The organism is Rhodoplanes sp. (assembly GCF_013377085.1).
Taxonomy (GTDB): domain Bacteria; phylum Pseudomonadota; class Alphaproteobacteria; order Rhizobiales; family Xanthobacteraceae; genus Rhodoplanes.
This window is the reverse complement of sequence record NZ_JACAAX010000005.1, coordinates 123881-141518: the sequence shown is the minus strand read 5'-3', so window position 1 is coordinate 141518 and position 17638 is coordinate 123881. Positions and strand designations below refer to the sequence as shown.

Sequence of the window (17638 nt, the reverse complement as noted above, 5' to 3'; positions counted from 1 at the left end):
CATCCCTTGACCAAGTTATCGACAGAGCGGGTCGAGACGCCGCGTGGAGAATGCCGCCGACGCCAATGTAATGCGGGAGATGATCGGCTTCGCAGCCCAGGGGCTGATGGAGTTGGAAACCGTGCGCGCCGTGAGCCTCGGATAGCCGAGAAGGCTCTCACGGCGGTGGTTTAGGAGGCACGTCATCACATCGGCGGCTTTGGAGACGGCCTGTTGCGGAATATCGTCACTGAGAACACAACGCTATTTCAATGACATACGTGTTCGCAGTTTTATTCGGGCTGGCGCGCCACTTCGGTACAGAACTGGGCACTCCAAAACCTGCCGTTTTTGCGCTCGACACGGCGACGAGGGTGCGCAGCAGCGCGCTTTTCGACCCCATGATGCGAACTTCTTTCTCGTCCACTTCGATGCGCTGGGCGAGCGCGCGGAGTTGGTCGCGACGGTAGCCGCCGCCCTCGGCCCGCATGCCCTTGCGGGCCTGCCGGGCGAAGGTCTTGAACGCCTGCGGCGTGATGCTCGGCCCGAGCCGATCGAGCGCCCCCTCGGCCCGCTCGGCGTCCGCGCGGGCCTGGTCGCGGACGGCCCTCAGCTCGCTTACTCGGTCCTTGAGCATCGGGTCGGAGACGTCGGCGACTCCGTTCTCGATGGCGTCGTAAAGCCCCTTGAGCTTGGCGTCCGCCTCGACCGCACGCTTGCGCAAGTCGGCGATATGCGAGGTTCGGCGCTCGACGCGCTCGTGGCGGCGTTCGAGGACCGACGACAGGATCTGCTCGAGCCGGGCAGGCTGCAGCAGCCGGCGTTCGATGTGCTCGGCTACGAGGGTGTCCAGCTTGTTCATTGGCACCGTGTGGCCCGCACACCCGGTCTCGCCCTGGCGGGCCTTGGTCGAGCAGGTGTGGTACCGGTAGCGCCCTCCCTTCCCGGTCCGCAGCGTCATGGCTCCGCCGCAGGCGGCGCAGAAGCAGATGCCCGTGAAGAGGGTCGGACCGCTCACGATGCGCGGCGCGGTCAGTGCCTGGCTGCGGGTCTTGAGCAGTGTCTGCACGGCCTCGAACTCCGATGAACCGATGATCGGCGGCACGGCCATCTCGACCACCTCGGCCTCGGGCTTGCGCTCGCGCGTCTTCCACAGCTTGGTGTTGAACCGGTGGCGGCCGACGTAAGTCGTGCGGGTGAGCACCTTGTGCACGGCGCCGATCCCCCAGCGACCGCCGTCGCGCGTGCGGATGCCGGCGGCGTTGAGGTGCGTGGTGATCGACTTGACGCCCATCGGCCCCGAGCTACCGTCGCCCTCGCACGCGAGGCGAAAGATCAGCCGCACGGTCTCTGCCTGGATGGGGTCGATCTCAAGGGTCTTCTTGACGCGATGCCCGCGCTGCTCGGGGGCCTCGGCGATGCGGTAGCCGATCGGCGGCAGCGCGCCGTTCCAGAAGCCTTGGCGGGCGTTCTCCTTCATGGCCCGCAACGTGTGCTTGGCGTTCTCCCTCGACTGGTATTCGTCGAACAGCGCCATGATCTGGCGGATCATGTTGCTCATCGGGTCGCCGCCCAGTTCCTGGGTGATCGACACCAGCCGCACGCCAATTTTGGCCAACCGGCGAACGTAGAACTCGAGCTGGACCTGGTCGCGGAAGAAGCGGCTGAAGCTGTGAACCAAAATCACGTCGAACGCCGGCGGCTTGGCGGTCGCGGCGTCGATCATGCGCTGGAATTCGGGACGCCTGTCATCGGTCGCCGACGCGCCGGACTCGACGTAGTCGGCGGCGATCCCCCACCCATGCGAGGCGCAGTAGCCTTTCGCCTGACGGCGCTGGTCCGGAATGGAGAGATCGCTGTCCGCCTGCCGGCCGGTCGAGACCCGCAGGTAGAGGGCGGCGCGAACCGGTGCGTCATGATGGTCATCTCCCCTCAATCGCCTGTCGAGAACAGCTCGTCGAACAGGTCGCCGAACCAAGCCTCGAACGCGTCGACCTCGGCGTCGGTCACCGGTACGTCCTCGGGCCAGTCATCGGTCGCCATCCAGGCGATCGGATCGGCCTTCCGCGATCGCCTGGAGCGGCGAGCCGGGCGGCGCGCATAGTCGTACAGATCGCCGAGCGCGGCGGCCGAAAAGGCCGAGCACTGTCGCCGTGATTTCTGGGAGCGAGCCATGGCGCGAGTGTGGCACCCGTTGCCATTCCGCAGAACGGCCGAAGTCCACGCCGCGCTACGCCGGCATCTCCACTCGCTTCGCCACGGGAGCGACCTCGCTCACGGGAAGCCATGATCGCTTGGAGGCCAAAGAGCTGGGCAGTCGCGAGTCGGTCAAGGCCGCAAGCCGGCGGAGCCGGGCGCGCGCAGCGCGAGCCTTGACGGGCTTGCGGCTGCCCGGCAACGGCTCACTCCAAGCGATCATGGCTCGGCGCGGTCGACGAGGTGCGAGCCTCAATGATTTTGTAAAGCCTTGCGCAAGGTCGCAGGCTGCGAGCTAAAAATGCACCTCATTGCAGCAAGCTGATCCTATTGCCTTCTTCCACTCGTCGACCGCAGCGCACCTTGCGCCTTTTATCTTGCCATCGCTCGGTCGGCGGTCGGAAGCCCGCCGTTCCCGCGCGCTGCATCGCCAAGCTGCGATCGGACAGGAAACCCGACCAAGCACCTCGGCAACAAATTCCACGCAAGTTCGTTGCGGCGATACACCGAATGGCCGCGCGTGCGTCACGTGTCGTCAGATCAAGCGAAGCCAGGCGCACGATCTGCTGCGCCTTGCTCGTTGTTTGCGGATCGGACACAGGAAGGCGACGAGCAGACGGGCACGATACTCGTTTCGAGAGGACCCACGCGTCGAGACGAGCGATTACGATCAGCGAAGACATAGGTGATCACCTCTCATGCCACGGCCGGCTCGCGGTGCACGACCTGTGTTGTTGCAGCGTCCGGCGGCGACCTGAACTTGTCGCATACCTGCGTGCTCAGGCAGTCGTCACACTGAGTTGAACGCCGGGCGCAGCGCATGGCGCGAAACCGCGTCGGCAGCGCCGCGATGTCGTCGCCGCTGCGCAGACTGCGGACGTCGACGGCGTAGTCGGGCGTCGTAAAGCTGCAGGGCGTCACGCGCCCCCGTTCGTCGATAAAAAGGAAGCGCTCGCCTGGGCCGCAGTCGTAGACAGGATTGCGCTGATCCAGGGCGCTGGCGCGAATGCGCGACAGATAGGCGGTGCCACCGACCAGCGTGACGCCGTGGCGCGCGATGGTTCGGCGGATGATCGGCAGCTCCGTCTCGATCCGGTCGACATCCGCGCTTCTCAGCCGGTGCGACGGATAGAACTCGGGCCGATCGCGTCCGCCGAGCTGATTGAACGTGATCTCGCGGACGCCCCAGGTCGCGACCTCGGCGCACAGCGCGGCAAAGTGCTCGACATTCTGCCGCATCAACACAACATTGACCCGAAGCTTCAGCGGCGACCCGACCGCGCGCGCCCGCGCGGCCAGCAGCGGAATCCACAACTGCAGTTTTTCGAAGCCGTTCTTCCAATCCCGCATCGGATCGTGAAAGCCGGAAAAGCCATCGATGCTGATCGTGAGCTCCTCATAGGCCGCGCAAATATGCTCGCGCAACCTCGCGCTTCCGAGCGAGGTCCCGTTGGTGGTAGCGCTGATCTTCAGCCCGAGCGCGCGGACCGCATTCGTCAGGCTTTCCAGCGGCTTCCATACCAACGGCTCGCCGCCGAGCCAACTGAGCAAGACACCTTCGCCGGTTTGCGCCTGATAGGCCGCGAGCGCGCGCGCAAATCCTATCACGTCCACGACGTCGGCCGCGTGACGGGGAAATTCCAGTCGCCGATCGAACGCACAGAACGGGCAGGCCAAGTTGCAGCTGTCGACCACACGCCACACGACGATCATCTGCCTCTCCTTCATCGACACATTCAACGCGACGGCCAAGCGGATGCCAGGAAACCACGAGAGGAAACCGCTAGGGTCCGCAAAAATCCTTGACCATTCGCGACGATCGTCCGGCTTTCGCAAACACTCGCGAAAATCCGCCGTACCGCCCGCCGATCGCAGCATCGCAGCCTTCACGCTATTTGCAACACGCAATTTGCTTGTTACTATTTCGCGTATGAAACCGGACCTGATCCGCCCCATCCTCACCGTCGACGTCGTGCTTCTCACGCTGCAGGAGGGGCGGATGCACGTTGTGCTGCTTCGACGCGAGCACCAGCCGCATGCGGGCCGCCTCGCCTTGGTCGGAGGTTACGTGCGGGCAGAGCAGGATGAATCGACGTCGGATGCGGCCGCCCGCGTCATCCGGGAAAAGACTGGCCTGAAGGTGCGGCTGCTCGAGCAGCTGATGACGTTCTCGGGGAACGACAGGGATCCGCGCGGATGGTCGGCCTCGGTCGCCTATTATGCGCTGATGCCGTCGCCGGACAGCTCCGCGTTCGACGGCGGCCGATTGGCGAGCGTGCCGTTGCGCGAGGCCAAGGGCCTGCCGTTCGATCATGATGCCATCGTGGCAAAGGCGGCCGATCGCTGGCGCCGCCGCGCGGCCTATTCGACGCTGCCGGCTTTCCTGCTGCCGCCGCAGTTCACGCTGCCGGAGCTGCGTGCTGCCTACGAGGTCGTGCTCGGACGCGCGCTGAACGACAGCGCCTTTCGGCGCAAGCTCGGCGAGTTGCGCATCGTTGCGCCGGTCGAAGGCGCAAAGAGCATCGTCACCGACCGTCCGGCGCAGCTCTATCGGCTGGCCGCTGCGGGGATTGCGGAGTTCGACCGGACTCTGTGAGCGCCGGCATAAGGCTCGGGCCCTTAAACGGGAACCATCTTACATCGTGAATGCGATTTTGGGTCGGCTCGACGCACCAAGAAAATCGCAGGTCGTCGCGGATTTTCAGATTGGAACGGGTGACGGCTCGCTGCATCATTGCGCAACGGCGAACGAGTAGTGCCCATCTTCATCGACCGCGGCGCGCCAACTAGGTGTTCAGTCCCGGAGAGTCGTGGCGTATTCTTGACCCGAGAAGGGGAAGATTCGCTATGGCAGACGTTCTTCACGGGAGCGCCCGCACAACGCCGCGAGTTCGAGCCGAGCTCCAAGCGTCGCAAGAGAAGACCAGCACCCTCGCCCGACAATACGACCTCAGCCGCACGACGGTGGCGAAATGGCGGGTGAGAACCACAACGTCGGACGCCCCGATGGGGCCTCGCAATCCCCGCAGCACGGTCCTCACGCAGGTCGAGGAGGCCATGATCGTCGAGTTTCGCAGACGAACTCTGCTGCCACTCGATGACGTCTTCGGCTGCCTGCGCGAGAGCATTCCGCGGCTGACCCGTTCGAGCCTCCATCGTTGCCTCGAGCGGCACGGCATCTCGCGGCGGCCGGCAGAAGCCCGCACGCCTGCCGACCTCACGGGGAATTTGGCGCAAAGGCCTCGCTGGTCAGTCTATTGCGTTCGTCCGCTGTCAACTGCGTGATGTCTTCCGCGGTGAACCTGCCATTGCCGAGGACGCGGACCATACCGTTCGATTCATAATTGATATTGCTGCTTTGTCGCCCTTGGCCACGGCGTTGACCGTCATCAGGCTGCTCGTCTCCGCTTCCCCCACCGTAACCGATAATCTCGACGATGATGACCGAAGCCTGTGCACCGCCGGAATTGGTTGCAGGCTGAGCGGCCTGTCGAGCGGCAGATCCCGCAGTATTGGACGTATCCGCCAAACTGCCGATGTTGGGCGCCTGGACGGTCGGCACGCCCGTCGTCGTCCCCTGCGCCTGGATGTTGAACGCATTGAGAATTTGCATTGCGGCGAGGTTCACGTTGCGCGACGAGCGGATGCCGGCGTCGCCGGCGTCGATGTAGCCGGACGGCGCGATGAGATCGACATCGCTCGGCGGTGCGTCCGCGCGCGTCTGCAGCACGCCGATGCCGCCGCCCGTCGCAAGGCCGCCGAGATCGAGGATCGAAGCACCGGTTTCGGGGTCGATCAGATAGCGGCCCGGCGCTGCCGCCTGCAGCGTCTTGGAGGCGCTGCCGGCCGCGATGTTGCCGAAGCTCGACCAGATGATCTCATTGCCGCCGCTGAAGGTGAAGATGCGCGAGGTGCCGACCGTCACGCTGTCATGCGCGAAGATCGAGATATTGCCGCCGCGCAGCGTCATGATGCCTTGATCGAGCGGCTGCTTGCTCCCGGTGAGATCGTAGCCGACCAGCAGGCCACCTCCCGGCGCGAGCAGGCTGATGTCGCCGCCGGTCTCGGTCTTGACTTCGCGCGCGGTGAGCGAGATGTCCCCGCTCCAGCTGTCGCCGGGGAACAGCCTGGCGATCGCCTTGTATCCGGCCTCGTAGTTTCTGCTGCCGCCCGGCGCATCCGGGTCATTGTGATCGCGCCCCGCATCGCGCAGGACGAGATAGAAGATGCCGAGCGCGTGGATCTGCTTCTGCTTATCCGGCAAGGCGTTGAACGCCGCCCAGACCTTCTTATCGTCGCCACCCGAAAGGCCGAGCCGCTTGCCGAGCTCGGGCAGATAGCGGGCGGCGCGCGTACCGGCCGTCGCGGGATTCAGGAAATCCGCGACGAAGGCGGGAACGTCGAGGTCGCCGCCGCCCAGCCCTGCCACAGCGATGATGCTGGCTCCGCCGGCGCGCGGCAGATAGGGGTTGCGTGCGTCGCCGATGCTGACGATGCCGCGCGCCAGGCCCAAGGCGCTGAATTGCTGGGCAGTTGCCGTGCTGATCGGCGCGCCGCCGAGGTCGAGGTTCCGGCCGGCCAGAATCTGCAGCGTCCCCGGGCCGCCAATCGAAATATCGCCGGGGACCGGATCGACGATTTTTTCCAAGGCCGCGCTGGAATTCCCGCCAGCGATGATGCCGTGGGCGATCCGCGCGGGCGAGGTCTCGTTAAAGGGCCGGATATCGCGGCCGGAGATGATTCGGCTGATATCGTCCGTCTTGAGGTTCTGGATGTAGAAGGCAACGTCGGTAATGTCATGTCCGGCGAAGACCTGTGTGACCTTGGGCGAGAACAATTTCAGCCCCGAAACATCGCCGCGGCCCGCGTAGATTTGAACGGGCTCGGGATCGTTCAGGTGCAGCCCATCGGCATCGTGCAGCGACTGACGCACGAAAGTGGGCGTGCCCTTGGTCGCGCCGGTCTCGTCGAACAGAGTGTTGAAAAATTCCGTCGACACGGTCGGGCTCCTTGCAGAGACGTGGAAGCTCGACATCGGCAGTGATGAATCGGAGTAGCGCAGTGTCATCGGCGTGCGGATGCCCGGGACGAGGTTGGGATCGACGTCGGAGAGATTGATCGTACCGGTCTTGTAGTAGGTTCGCGACCCGTAGGATTGGTAGTCGTAAGCCTGGAAACCGTCGATCGTTCCGTCGGCGAACAGGCTGACGGTCCCGCTCGGGGAAGGCGCGAGGACCAGCCTATTGACGATGTTGATGTCGCCGGAGAAGGCGGCAACCCCGAGGTTCGGCGCCATCAACCCGATCTGTCCACGATAGACGGAGCCGACGGCCTGCCCAACTATGTCTGAAGCAAGGCCGGAAACCTTTACCGGGTACTCGAGCAGATTTGTGATTTGTCCTGCCTCGGTCAATCTGAGCCAGGGCCGCGTGTGGCTGTTGCTGACGATGCCCTGTTTGTTGTCCCAGGCCAGGATGTTGGTGAACCACTGGGCGAGCGTGCCGGGTTCGAGCCCGGCTTCCCCCGCGCCTTTCAGGGTGACATCGCCGGTGAGCGAGGACGCCGAGACGTAGCTGTCCGGCGCATAGGTGGAGAAATAGGACCGCGCCCAGGTTCCGTTCAATTCGCCCTGCGGCAACAGAAAGGGATTGGCCACCGGGCCCATCAGAAGGTTGCCGCGCGCGGCGACGTCGAACCCGCCTTTGCCGAGGAACAGCGTGGTCGGCAGCCATTCGATCGGGCTCACGGAGGTGTCGCCGATGATGGTCCGTCGCGTCGCATTGGTCTGGATGTTGCCGCCTGCCTGCAATACGCCGTGGCCCTTCTCGACATAGTAGACGCCGGCGTCGATGTTGCGGCCGGCCTGAACCGTCAGATCGCCGCCGCCAAATTCGAACAACGGCTGGTTGGCGACGAGCTTGTCGACGGTGCCGTCGGCCCGGACGGTCTTGTAGGGCATCCAGGCATTGGTCGGAATCACGGCGCTCGTGTTGATGACGTCGCGGCCGGCGGCCAGGGTGAGATTGCCGCCGCCGAGGGCTCCGACGCCCTGGAAGAAGTTGCTGTAGTCGATCCACCAGGTCGTCGAGCCGATATCGCCGTAATAGCCTTGCGCGAAGATGCCGTTCTCGGCGCTGCTGCGGCGGTAGAGCCAGTTGATCGGCATCTGCTGCGACGAAGCCAGCTGGCCGGAGCCCAATACCTGCTGATGGACGATGTCGCGCCCGGCCGCGATGGTGACATCACCGCCTCCGGAGCTGTATTGGGGCGTCGTGAATGGAAGCGTGTACAACTGCAATTGACTGGCCGTGTCCGATGCTCCGCCCTGCAACCGCAGCCCGTCGCTGCCCGGTTTCGGTACGTCGAAGACGTAGGTGTTGCCCGACGCGTCGGCGATCGGCAGGGTCACCGTGGCGGCCGTGCTGGTCGGAGACAGAGACAGGGTGCAGTTCGCCGCTGCGGTGCAGTTTGCCGCCGCGGTCACGGAGCTTCCGGCCCGCAGCGTCACCGACTGGCCCGCGTGCAGCGGCTCGGTAACGACAAAGCTCGGCGTCGGCATCTTGAGGGCGGCCCCCTGAGTACTCGTGGGGACGCGATAGCTGATCCCCCCGCCGGCGGAATCCTCGAGCCTCAAAGTGGTTTCGGCCGGCAGATAGCGGAGCTGGAAAGAGGCGCTGGCGTTCGGTGCCGTCAGCGTCAGGGAGCCGGCAGGTAGGATCAGCGTGCCGGTGGTCCGCACCGAACCGCCCTCGGTCAAAACGATATACGCGCCCCGGCCGTTGAAGTCGCCCGTCAGAAGCGGCAAGGCCTCCCCGGCGTTGAAGGCAACCGCCTCGTAAGCCCCGCCGCTCGGAATATAGGCTATGCCTGGACCGGAGGTGGTCAGACCACCCGCGGGGATGTCGCGGCCCGCAGCGAGACTGCTGTTGTTGCCGCTGTGTCCGATGTAGATTCGCGAGCCGGGCGTGAAGCCGGCGATTTCGCCGCCCGACGGCACATACACGGCAGCCCCAACGAATCTCGTGTCGATCACCGCCCTCAGGCCGGACAGCTTGACATAGTTCGTCCCATAATTGATCCCGCCCGTGAGAGCGTCGGTGCTGTAGCCTTCAGAGAAACCGTAGATCGTGCCTGCGGGGTTCGTGAGGGTGACGTTGGTGCCCGATGGGCTCAGATAGGTGACGAGGCTGTCCACATTGGCGGTCACGGTCCCCGTTCCCGTGCCGTTCGGAAACAGCAGCGGCACATCGGACCTCATGCTGACGCTGCCGCCCGGATTGAGGGTCGCGGTCGAGGTGTAGCCTGGTATGACCCGGCTGCCCGCCGTGTAGATGGTGGAGAAAAGGCTGCGGATCTGCACGTCGCGGCCAGCCGCAATGTCGATGTCGCCGGTGCCGGTCCGGATCAACTGGTCGTAGCCCAGCTTGGCCGCCGCGGTGGTGAGGGTGGCGTCCGGAGCAACGCCGCTGCCGTTTGGCCGCCCCAGAAGCAGCGAGCCCGACGAACCGGAATCGCCGCCGAGCTTGTCCAGCGGCAGAACCTGCCGGAACTCCGCGCCGCCGAGATCGGCGCCCGCGACCAAGCGATAGGACCAGGATTGGCTCCCGGCTGGCAGCAGCGTGTTGGTGATCGTGGTGTTGCTCGCGCCCGGCATGAAGCCGTCGCTGAGCGAACCCTGGAAGATCAGGTTGCCGGCCGCGCGCATCGTCAGGATGCCGGGTTCGCCCGAGCCGGCGACGCCGGCGACGACGCCGGGGCCGTAGCGCAGTTTGGACAATTCCCACACCAGCGCTGCCGTCGCGCCGCTGCCGCTGCCCCATTGCAGATCGCCGCGGCTGACGAACTCGACGCCCGGCCGCAGATGGAAGGCGGAGCCCAGCCCGGCGCTGGGCGTGCCGGCGAGCAGTCTGGCCCTGATGGCGGCGGTGTTGGCCGCGAACTGCTGCGCGAGCGCATCGGCGCTGGTCTGTAGGGCCGCGGTGAGCGTGCCGGTGCTGGTGAGGTCGAACGCCTGGAAGCCTTCCGCGACCACGCTTCCGGCGCTGCGGATGGTGCCCGCCAGCGGCTTGATGGCGAGATCGCTGCCGCCCGAGGCGCTGTTCACCGGGATCGGGATCGGTTTGCCCGCCGCGTCGAGGCCGCTGATGCGCGGTGCGCGCAATTGCAGCGTGCCGCCCGGTCCGCCCGCCACCGACAGGTCGATGAGCGCGCCCGCTTGCACGTCGAGCCAGCCGACGCCCGGTGTCAAGACGCCGCCGACATCCTTGGCCTGTCCGACCTCGAGGGCGATGACGCCCCCCTTGCCGGCGGCGTTGAACTTCTGCGCCGCGACTGTGAGATTCGAGCCGCCCTGCAGCGTGACCCCATTATAGCCGTATAGCCCGATATAGCCGCCGGTCTCGCCGGAGGCGTCGAGGGTCGTGCCGCTCGCAACAATGATAGCGCCGCTATCGGCTGCGGCGAGGTAGCGCCGCGCCCGCGCGCTGCCGTCGATCAGCACGTCGCCGCCGCGCACGCGGATGCCGCTCTCATCGAAGCCGCCGCGATCGAGCGCCGCGTTGAGGCTGCCGAGCGTCGGCAAGCTGCCAACGTCGAGCCCGAGCGCGCCGCCGAGCCCGCCATTTCCGGCCCGTCCGCTAAGCATGCCCAGCACCGCGAAGGTTCCCTTCGTCGCGACGATGGTCAGGACGCCGGCGTTGCCGGCCTGCGGCCGCGCCGAGACGTCGATGCGGCCCGTTTCCGCAACAACGACCGAGCCGAAATCGGACCTCAGCGTAATCTCGCCTCCGCTCGTATACTGGACCTTGTCGTTGATGGCTTTTTCGCTGCCGCCGGCATCGAGCGTGCCGCCGACCACGACATCCGAGCCAACCGCCGTGCCGGTGGCGTGCAGCGTCAGTCGACCGCTCGGCAGGCGCACAGCGCCGTTCATGTCGATGCGCGCGCCGGCCAGCGTCACGTCGGCACCGAGACCGCCGGTGACGGCCGTCTCACCAGCCACTGCGAAGATGCTCAGTATGCCGCTGGCGGTCAGCCCCTGCTTCGCGGCGGAGCTGGCGGTGATGACCGGCGCGGTGACGGTGATATCGCCTGACGCAGTGAGTCCGCCTGTCCGGTCCAGCAGCACGCCGCCGGTAGCCCGGAGGTCGAGGCGGGCGTAGCCATCCACGCGAACCGCGTTCGCGCCGATGGTGAGGGTTTCAGAGTTAAAGATCAGCGCGCCGCCCAAAGGACCGCTCGTGCCGGCCGCCGGCGCGGCGATATTTGAGTTGTTGTCGATGACCACGTTTCGGGCGTTGAAGGTCATGCCGCCGCTGCCTGCGTTGAAGCCGCGCAGCGCCGGCGCATGCAGCGCCAGGCGGTCGAGCGTGGGACGCCCGGCGGCGTCCAGGGCGCCCACTGCGCCCGTCCCGTAGAAGTCGATCGAAGAATAGCTGAGCAGCGCCAGCCGGTTAATCGTGTTCTGCAGGCCATCGAGCAATGTGCTCGGCAGGACGAGGCCGGTCCTCGGCGGCGTGCCGGCGCCGTCGAACAGAAGGCTGATTTGGCCGCCGCCCAGCGTCAGGGTGTTGGCGGTGAGGCTCGCTGAGCGATCCAAGGTGGTGACGTTCGTCGAATCGAGGATAACGCTGACGCCGGAGATGCGGGCGTTCGCCGCGACCGTCAGGCTGCCGGACGCTACCGGATTGACGCCGGAGCGGATCACCTCGGCCGAGGCGTCGCTGCTGACCCGCAGCAGGGCGCCGTTGCCGTCTATCCGGAGCGTTTGGGCCCGAGTGGAGAGCGTACCCGCCTGGGCTATGGCGGCGCCGTCGCGCAGCATCACACCGCCTTTCGCGACAAGGATGATGTCCGGACCGGAGAGTGGATCTGCGTCGCCATTGTCGATCTCGATATTCGATGCCTCGACCGTGACGGTGGTACCCACCTTCGTGCTGCTGCGGATGCCGCCGATGAGCAGGCTTTCCGCGCCGAAGGTGTTGAGACCGGCGCCAACGATGTAAAGCGTGTTGGTCGCGGCGCCTTCTCCGGTGCTGTTGACGACGATGTTGCCGGTGGTCGAGATGTCCACAATGCCACCCAGGCCGCCGGCGGGAGCGCTCATCAAAGCCTGCCCTCGGATGTTCAGGGATCGCGTCGCCGACAGGACGAGTTGGCCCGCGTCGATCGGCAGGCGCGGCACGACCGCATCGCGCGCAAGAGCGCCATCGCGCAGCGCGACATTGGCCGAATAGAGGTCGTATTGCGCACGCTCGTGCACGACGGCGGCCGGCACCACCTCGAAGGCGGTCGGAAGCGAGGCGCGCGTTTGCGTCAGCGCGTTGCCCAGATAGCCCGTCACGATGCTCGACCCATCGAGCTGCCGGACGCTGATGCCGGCCTTGGTCATCGGCGCGTCCTTGGGCGTGACGAGGAAGGCGCCCGCCAGCAGCGCATAGCGCGCCGGTAGCAGCGTGTAGTAGCCGGCCGCCAAGCCATTGCTCGCGGGCAACCAGACCCGCTCGCCGATGGATAGCGACGCGGTGCTCCAGCCGCTGTCGGAAGCCGCGATCGAGGCGAGCGGCGCATAGTCGGCGCCGTAGCCGGGCAGGATGGCAAAGCTCGAGGACGTGGCCAGGATGTCCCGGGTGCCGCCCAGACCCTTCACCCAATTGTAGGCGAAAAGATCGCCGCCGCCGCGCAGGTCGATGGTGGCTCCTGCACCGATCTCGACGCTCTTTCCCGCGAGTGTGACGGCCTTGGCCGACACCCCGCCGGCGGTGATGTCTTTGCCGCTCGGATCGATCCAGGCGGTGGCGTTGACCATGGTGCCGTAGGGGAGCGTCAGCGCCACCCCCGTGTGCGGATCGACCGCCGAGACCGAGGTGACGCTGCTCGCGCCAAGGGTCAGGGTCTTGGTCGTGTCGTAGGTCTGCGTGAGGACGTTCGGGGCATTCCCAAATTTGCCGACCTGGGGTGTGGTGCTGCCGAGATTGATGATCCCGAGCGGCGCGAGCAGCACGCCGTTTTGATGGATCTCACTCGCAAAGACGTTCAGTGTGCCGCCGGCCGAAAGCGGCAGCGTGCGCTCGACGGTGCCTGGATTGATGGTGACCCGTCCCGGCGTGCCGCCGTGATCGAGCGCCGCGACGGTGAATATCGTCGCCGTCGCCGGATGAATCTGCCCCGCCGTCAGCATGATGTCGCCAACCGCCGCGAAGGTGCCGTAGCCGCGGATGTCGCCGCGCGAAGCGTCCAGGTTCACCCGCCCGATGCCGCGCAGCGCCAGGCCGCCGATATCGATCACCGACGCGGTGACGTTCAGCGAGCCCGCGCCGAACGTCGGTTCCGCCAATGACATTTCTCCGGAATCCGTTTTGGGGATCAGCGTGGGAAGGAGGGCAGGCTTGCCCGTGTTCGGATCGGTCCCCTTCGGCTGTGTCTCGTAGGTCCATCCCATCGCGACATGGGGCGCATCGAGGCGGACCTCGCCCTCGGCCGTGATGAGACCCGTCGTGCCGATGGTGAGGCTGCGGAGCGTAGCAATCTCGACGAGCGGTCCCCGGAAACTGATATTGCCTTCGAGCGTCAGATCATCGAACCCACCATCGCGGAAGGCACCGACGGCGAAGATGCCGCTGCCGGACGGAGCCTGACTGACCGCGACTCCGCCTATCTTCGTGCTCCTTACTGTAAGGGCACCGCCATTGGCTGCCGGGCCACCGGCGGCGCCGCGCAGGGCAATGCCAGACATCGAGAACTGCTCGCCAACGTCGAGGACGATTGCGCCAGCGTCGCTGTCGATCTGCTGTGGTGCGTAGCGACGGCCGGAGAGCGGCGCGCCGCCGGACGGAACATCGAGGATGCCGCTCGTCCCCGACACGTCGAGAAGAGTGGTGGCGTGCGCATCGAAGCGCGCGTCGATATTGCCGGAAACCGAAATGGAGCCGCCGTTCAGGACCCGGCCCTGGCGCAGGCCCAGCACGTCGGGTGCAAGGACTGTTGTGCCTGCCGTCGAGACCACGCTGCCTGCACCCAGAACGACCGATATGCGGCCAGGAAAATCCAAGCCGGGCGAGCCAATGATCGTGACCTTGCTGCCGGGCGCCAGGATCGATCCATAGATATTGGCCGAGCCGAACGGCGCCTTGATGCTGACGCCACTGCCCCCGGAAAGCGTCGGATCGAGCCGGATCGTCGCCCCTTCCGCGATCACGACGTCCGTGTGCTGGAGCTCGAGCTTTCCTGCGCTGAGCGACAGCGAGACCGCCGAGCGCAAGGCCGGATCGAGGAGTGTGGGCATGAGCATGACCCCCCCATCAGCAAATACGGGCGTGTAGCTTTCCACCTGCGGCGCGATGAGCGTGCCGGAAGCGACCTCGACGCCGAGGCTGCCGGTCAGCGAGAAGCCTGCAAATCCGCCAGTATTGAAGAAGTCCGGCGAGAGCAGAAGCGTGTCGGCATCGGCGGCGCTTCCGCCGATCTGGATGCGCCGGAAAACCTCGATGGCCAGCGCGCCGCCTTTGCCCAACGCATAGCCCTTGAGAGTTGCGCCGAGATTGAGCTGGCCGACCGCGACGCTGAGAATGAGGGGATCCACACCACCGCGCAGTGTCAGGCTACCGCCATTGCCCTTAATCAGCTTGCTGACGCGGCCTAAGGCAGCACCACCCGAGACGTCGATGATGCTCCCCTGGTGCAAGTCGAGATGCAGCGCGTCGAGGGTGATCGAGCCGCCGTTGAGCACCAACGGTAGCGCGAGGCTATCTGGAAAGGTTTGATCGACGATCAGGCCGGCGGTGTCGAGCGCGACGTTCGCTCGGATGATTAAGCGTCCCCGTTCGGCGACGTCGGCGACTTTAGCCTCACCGGGGCGAGAAATGACGCCGGGATCGACATTGGTGGTTGTGAATTTCAGGCTGCCGCCCGGTAACGCGATGTTGGCGGCGATGTCGATGTTCCTGCCCGCGAGCGTGAGCGAGCCTCCAGGCTGCCCCGAAATTTTCGACAACACCTTGATGTCGCCGTTGCCGCTGTTGATCGACACATTGCCGAAGCCCCTCTCGCGGAACAGATCGGGCGTGAGATGGATTGGCTCTGAGGAGAGCAGCAACGGTCCCTTTGGATCGAACGGCGCCACCGGCTGATGGACGAAATCCGCCTGGAAAATCACGTCCTGAGACAGGGGAGCGGGCATTTCGGCGCTGCTGATGGGGAGAACGCCGTCGAGCGAGAACGTGCTTGCGCCGGGCCGTACCGTCCGCTGGCGTATCCCGGAAATGACGTTCCCCAAGAATTGGCCATCGAGCGCGGCACTACGCGTCTGCATGGCGACCTTGCCGCCGGCAGCGCCGTATAGATATCCCTCCTGATAAGTGGCGCGCTTGGCGAACGGCGATGTCCAGGTCTCGGTGACGCCCCAGCGCTCGTGGAAGCGCGTCCTTTCACCGGCGAAGCCGATATAGACACGATCGGGCGTCGCCTCGCTGATATCATACGTGCGACCGTCGGCGCCGAGAAGACGCGTCGTCCGAACGACACCGCCCTGATAGTCGATCCAGCCGTTCGAGACGTTGAGTGTCGAGCCTCGCTGCATAACCACTGAGGCGCCTGCATTCAGCGTGACGGAGCCACCGGCGGTGGTCAGCTCGCCAACATTGCGCTGGATGAGGCCTACGTGGCCCGAGACATCCGCGAGCGGCGTGCCGATCCAGGCCAAGCCATCCGCGCGGACGCCGGTCTGGCGAATATCGACATAAATCGTCTTGGTGCGCAAAAAGCCGTTACGCTGAAGGGGAGAGTCCGCAAGCTGGGCACCGAGAAGCTCGACGGCGATGATATTGTCGGAGACGTTGCCCTTCACGATCGAGCCGAACACGTCGATCGCAGCGTTGGTGTCGAGGTAGATCTGCCCGTCGGTGTATTGCAGCCTTCCGAGGCTGTCGTAGGTTCCTGCCTGGATCTTCACGTCGCCACTCGGCGCCAGGATTTGCGCATTCTCGCCGAGATAGGCGGCAAGCCCGGTGATGTTGACCTGCGAGTTCAGTGCGAGTTTGGTTCCTATCACTTTCTCGGTGTTGAGATACTCGGGCATAATTCGAGTGAGGCTTCCGGCCCCGAGCGTGACCAGCCCGGTACTGCGCGGATATTTGTTGCCGGACTTGTCGAACTCGACATTGTAGACCGCCTGTAGATCGATCCGACCGTTGAGCGAGGCGGAGGTGGTCGCCACCAGCACTCCGAGTTGGTTGACGGATTGGCCGGCAATCGTGATGTTGCCCCGCTCCGCCTCGATCAATCCGGAGTTGGTCGCTACGCCGGTGACGACGTCGCCATCCTGGGCCGCGAGCGACGGTGATGCGACCTTGAGGCGCGGCGCATTGATCGAGCCGATATAGACATCGAGCCCGCGTAGGCTCGGATCGCTGGAATCATGCGACCGAAGCTGCACCTGCTGGCCGGCGGCCAGAATTGTCTGACCATCCGGCGTGAGAATCGTGCCCCGGTTGATCACTTCCGGACCGATCAGCGCGACACGTCCGCCGTAATGGTTAGACGTCGTCGGTGTGGAGATCAGGGCCCCGGCTTCCACGACAACCTTGCTTCTCTGGGATTGCTCGGTCGCCGCCGGCGCATCGAAGGCGCCGGTTGGTCCCTTCTCGCCTGCCGCCTCGCTATAGGCAGAAAAGGTGAACTTGTAGTCCGGGTTGCCATAGAGGATATTGGCGTTCAACAGGGCATCGTTGATCGGTAGCGCGGATGCCACCAGCGTGCCGACGTTCACCTGCGCCGTGCCACCGAAGATGATCCCGTTCTGGTTGATCACCAGCACGGTGCCGTCGGCCTTGATGGTGCCGAGTATTTTGCTCGGCGCCGCGTTCGGATCAATCACGCGGTTGAGAACGACCCAGTCGCGGTTGCCCTGCTGATTGTAGCTCAGATCGGTCGTCTCGCTGATATTGAAGGTGCGCCAGGTCAGCACCGCGTTTTTCTGCGTTTGAACGATGTTAACCTGGGTGCGGATGCCCTGCAGCAACTGCGTCGGCAAGTCGGCGCCGATCCAGGCCGCGCTGGCGTCGGTCGCCCGGTCCAGTCCGCCGGTCTGCAATCCATTCGGAATGCCGCTCGGGGCCGCTTGCAGCGAGGACGCGGCGGCATTGCGCGCGGCCGATTGCAGGGCCTGCAGGGCCTGAACGGAGCTGGCGGCGCGGCTCATGGAGATTTGCGCCTGGAGCCCGGCTTGCGCCGCACCAGCAGCAGCTGACTGCAATGCATTGATTGCGGCTTGCGGTGGCGATGGCGCCGATACACGCAGCGATCCCGCAGAGGCGTCCGGCGTGGCCGTCAACAACGCAGCCAAGCTGACGCCGGCCAGCAGCGCCACATGACGCACTATGCGTCGCGTTGAACCAGTGGTCGGCGAGGGAAGATCGGTGGGCATCGGGTGGATCCTTCAAGCGACGGTCCCCCCTCCCCCAAGTTG

The 17638-nt window shown here is 65.4% G+C and carries 4 protein-coding genes and 1 pseudogene; 2 read left to right on the top strand and 3 right to left on the bottom strand.

From position 1 onward, the window contains the following. Positions 1-226: 226 nt before the first annotated feature. Together HXX10_RS06110 and HXX10_RS06105 are read right to left on the bottom strand one after the other, a co-directional pair. Positions 227-1915, bottom strand: a complete 1689-nt coding sequence (locus HXX10_RS06110) for a recombinase family protein (RefSeq protein ID WP_296520723.1) — start codon at positions 1913-1915, stop codon at positions 227-229. Between the two features lie 956 nt (positions 1916-2871). Further along, a complete protein-coding gene (locus HXX10_RS06105) occupies positions 2872-3888 on the bottom strand; it encodes a radical SAM protein (protein ID WP_296520722.1) in 1017 nt (338 codons plus the stop codon). On the opposite strand from HXX10_RS06105, the gene HXX10_RS06100 reads away from it, so the two are divergent. Together HXX10_RS06100 and HXX10_RS06095 are read left to right on the top strand one after the other, a co-directional pair. Further along, positions 3854-4771, top strand: coding sequence for an NUDIX domain-containing protein (locus HXX10_RS06100; RefSeq protein ID WP_296520720.1), 918 nt, complete (start codon positions 3854-3856; stop codon positions 4769-4771). The genes HXX10_RS06105 and HXX10_RS06100 overlap by 35 nt on opposite strands. 251 nt (positions 4772-5022) lie before the next feature. Further along, positions 5023-5370: pseudogene (locus HXX10_RS06095) on the top strand (IS481 family transposase); the annotation flags it as partial. 22 nt (positions 5371-5392) lie between these two features. Here the strand turns inward: HXX10_RS06095 and HXX10_RS06090 are convergent. Beyond that, positions 5393-17596, bottom strand: coding sequence for a filamentous haemagglutinin family protein (locus HXX10_RS06090; protein WP_296520718.1), 12204 nt, complete (start codon positions 17594-17596; stop codon positions 5393-5395). Positions 17597-17638 lie beyond the last annotated feature (42 nt).